Annotated in this window: 4 protein-coding genes and 1 pseudogene; 1 reads left to right on the top strand and 4 read right to left on the bottom strand. The window is 33.3% G+C overall.

Going from position 1 to position 2,688, the window contains the following annotated elements; genetic code table 11:
* Positions 1-529: 529 nt before the first annotated feature.
* Positions 530-952, top strand: a complete 423-nt coding sequence (locus RMN92_RS06520; RefSeq protein ID WP_309608659.1) for a DUF6943 family protein — start codon at positions 530-532, stop codon at positions 950-952.
* Between the two features lie 174 nt (positions 953-1,126).
* Here the strand turns inward: RMN92_RS06520 and RMN92_RS06515 are convergent, their stop codons facing one another.
* The 4 genes and pseudogenes from RMN92_RS06515 to RMN92_RS06500 form a co-directional block, all read right to left on the bottom strand.
* Positions 1,127-1,369, bottom strand: a complete 243-nt coding sequence (locus RMN92_RS06515) for a hypothetical protein (RefSeq protein ID WP_309608658.1) — start codon at positions 1,367-1,369, stop codon at positions 1,127-1,129.
* A gap of 29 nt (positions 1,370-1,398) precedes the next feature.
* Positions 1,399-1,668: a hypothetical protein gene (locus RMN92_RS06510; protein ID WP_309608657.1), complete on the bottom strand. Its 270-nt coding sequence runs from the start codon at positions 1,666-1,668 to the stop codon at positions 1,399-1,401.
* A 21-nt stretch (positions 1,669-1,689) separates the two neighbouring features.
* Positions 1,690-2,142, bottom strand: a complete 453-nt coding sequence (locus RMN92_RS06505; RefSeq protein ID WP_309608656.1) for a DUF5675 family protein — start codon at positions 2,140-2,142, stop codon at positions 1,690-1,692.
* Between the two features lie 68 nt (positions 2,143-2,210).
* Positions 2,211-2,688: pseudogene (locus RMN92_RS06500) on the bottom strand (hypothetical protein); the annotation flags it as partial.

The following is a 2,688-nucleotide window of genomic DNA, read 5'->3' as shown; positions in this document are numbered from 1 at the left end:
CACACCCACAAAATCAAACAGTAAGAAAGAGTATTGAATTTTAAAGCAGAAAAATAATTGGAATAGATTTTACATTTCCTTTTCCTGCTTTAAAATTCAATACCCTTTCCGAAGAACATCAGCTATCTAATCAAGCTTTTTTGGTTCCGTTTTTATCAAGGACATCTCGTTCAAAAGGAAAATAAAAAAATAAATAAAAGAAAGTAAAGGTAAGTTCCGGTTTCAAGAAAAAAAAGTTCAAGCCCTGCGGGTTTTAGAAAAAAAATCTCCACCCTTACCGTCTCGCAAGAGCACTTTTAGGAAATATCATATTCATCATTCCGCAGAACTATCGGGTAGTATTTTTTTTCTAAAAAACTTGTTTTTCTTGAAACCTCCACTTGAAGGATGACTTTCTTTTTTTTCTTTTTTTTTCTTTTTAAAATTTTATGTGTGGCTTGTGAAATGGAACGAAGTGGAATTCACGAAAACCAAAAAAACAAACTGAACTATTGAGTAATGCAAGGCACATCATCTTAAATCGGAACCAATGATGAATTTTATAATCATAACCCACAAGGTTGGAACAATTTACACAAAACCTCATTTATTTGTACTTAACAAAGGGATGAACAGCGGTAAGCCACAGAACACGGCATTTACTAACAGCTTTGTAGTGATTTTTGAAAATGTTGAAGATTGCGAAAGCCTTTATTTTATTGCTTTTAGTTTATGGAAAACTAAATTTTGGCATCAACATTTAGTAGGTTCGGTAATTCCATTTTTACGCCTGCCAGATTTCAAAAAAGAATTTAGTCCAAAAGCCAGTTTGATGATGGTTGAACACGACGAACATCAAAAAAATATCGCAGCTCTCAAACTTTTAGACCAAAAAGAAAAACAATTTCACGAAAATTTACACCTAATCAGCGATTTACGCAGAGCCATAGTTTACCGTTATTGCCGAAAATAAAAGTATTTTTTTAGCAGCGTAAGCACCTTATTTCCAAGCAAAGCAATACATAAGAGCAATATGATAGCTCCACTTAAATAAAGCGAAGAAAAGCGAAGCAAAGCACATTTATGGACTACTAGAAACAAAAAAAGCTCCCAAAATAGGAGCTTAAAAGATTGTTTTTAACCGTTTTTAAGGGTTTATTTTTGGTTCTTTTTCCGATTTTACAGCAGTTTGGGAAACCACCGAAATAATACTACCGCCAAGAACCAAGTAACCAGCTGCCGAAACCAATCCAACAGGTAAAGCAACAGGCGAGGCAATAATAATTCCACCAACACTTGCCAAAGCAATTCCGACAGTGCGAAGTGTTTTAAACCATTTCGGAGTTGGAGCTTTCAATCTTTCAACTACGTTCAAACTTTTATTTTTCATAATCTTGATTTTTAAAAATTGTTAATTACTCACAGCGTTTTTTTATTTGTTTCATTTTGGAGTTCGTGAATGCAAAGCATTTCGATATTATTCACTCTTTTTTCTAAATATTCTACTTTCTGGTTGAGTAAATCGTTACCACTTTTGAACTCGGTTTTGATGATTAAAGCCATTGTTTTAACTTCAATCAAATCTTTTTCCATACTCTTAAAATCGGTGTGTAATTGCTTGATAAAATAAGCCACAACAGAGAGTAACAATGTGATAAGTGTTCCAAAAAGTACCGTTATGTTATTCATATTTTCCATTTTTGGGACTTTTTAGAATTGAAAATTATTTTCAATAGATATTTTGTTGTTTTCAACTTTTGCCAGTGCAGCCAGTTTTGGATAAATCATTTTGTAAGCTGCAATACTTTGAGAAACTTGAAAATTTCCATCAACAAATTGAAAACCAAAACCACAAAGCGGACAACCGGCAGTTTCTTTGATGGTGTTTCCAGTATGGATATAAACAAAATTGAAATTAGGTAAACCGGTAATTTCAATCATTCCTTCGTGAAGCTTTCCAAAAGCTTTTTTAAATTCCACATTTTTAGCTCCGTAAGTGTTCAATTTCAATGAAAATGTACCATTTGGAATAGCCGTTTCAGATGGAATTTTTACAGCTCTTATTTTATCTTCTAGTAAGTAGCATTGAAAAATTCCGTTGATGTATAACTGGCTCAATGTACTTTCTTTACCTTGTGCAACTCGTATTATTTTAGTTTCCATAATAATTATAGATTGGTTTTAAAACAAAAAATCCCTCGACAGCATCGAGGGATTTTCTGAAAAGATTACTAAAAAACTTCCTCGATTTTTAAGCAGTTGCCACTTGCAAACAAGTAGTAATTTGCTCCTACTTGTTGGTAGAACTCAATTCCAATACAGTGCAATACTGAAGTATTTACTGTTGGAATTGCTCCACCAGGTAAAGTAGCAGTTATTTTTGTTAAAGGAATTGGTGCGAACAAATCCAAGAAACCACTATAAACCACATCGTTAACCTCATTCAAAGCAGCATCCATAGGATCATAACTGTTTGTGGTGGAGTTATATTCAAAATCACTTACTACTGAAAGTGCAGTAATCAAACGAAAGTGAGTTGCTCCAGAAGGTGCATTAACCAAATTAGCTGGGTTAAAGGCAGGGATTGTAAAATCCGCAGTTTCTCTAGTTACCGCATTAGTTAAGGAATAAGGCGCATTAAAAATACCATTCAAAGAAGTATTTTTGTCAAACTCAAAACCTTTTAAGTAATTTTGTTGCGTTGAGATT

This window comes from Flavobacterium sp. (assembly GCF_031363805.1).
GTDB lineage: Bacteria > Bacteroidota > Bacteroidia > Flavobacteriales > Flavobacteriaceae > Flavobacterium.
The sequence above is the reverse complement of the archived record's forward strand: the minus strand, read 5'-3'. Positions and strand labels throughout refer to the sequence as shown.

What these genes read in the sequence shown, in the direction of transcription:
- RMN92_RS06520 (WP_309608659.1), top strand. Translation starts at nt 530, where the DNA reads ATGATGAATTTTATAATCATAACCCACAAGGTTGGAACAATTTACACA.
- RMN92_RS06515 (WP_309608658.1), bottom strand. Translation starts at nt 1,369, where the DNA reads ATGAAAAATAAAAGTTTGAACGTAGTTGAAAGATTGAAAGCTCCAACT.
- RMN92_RS06510 (WP_309608657.1), bottom strand. Translation starts at nt 1,668, where the DNA reads ATGAATAACATAACGGTACTTTTTGGAACACTTATCACATTGTTACTC.
- RMN92_RS06505 (WP_309608656.1), bottom strand. Translation starts at nt 2,142, where the DNA reads ATGGAAACTAAAATAATACGAGTTGCACAAGGTAAAGAAAGTACATTG.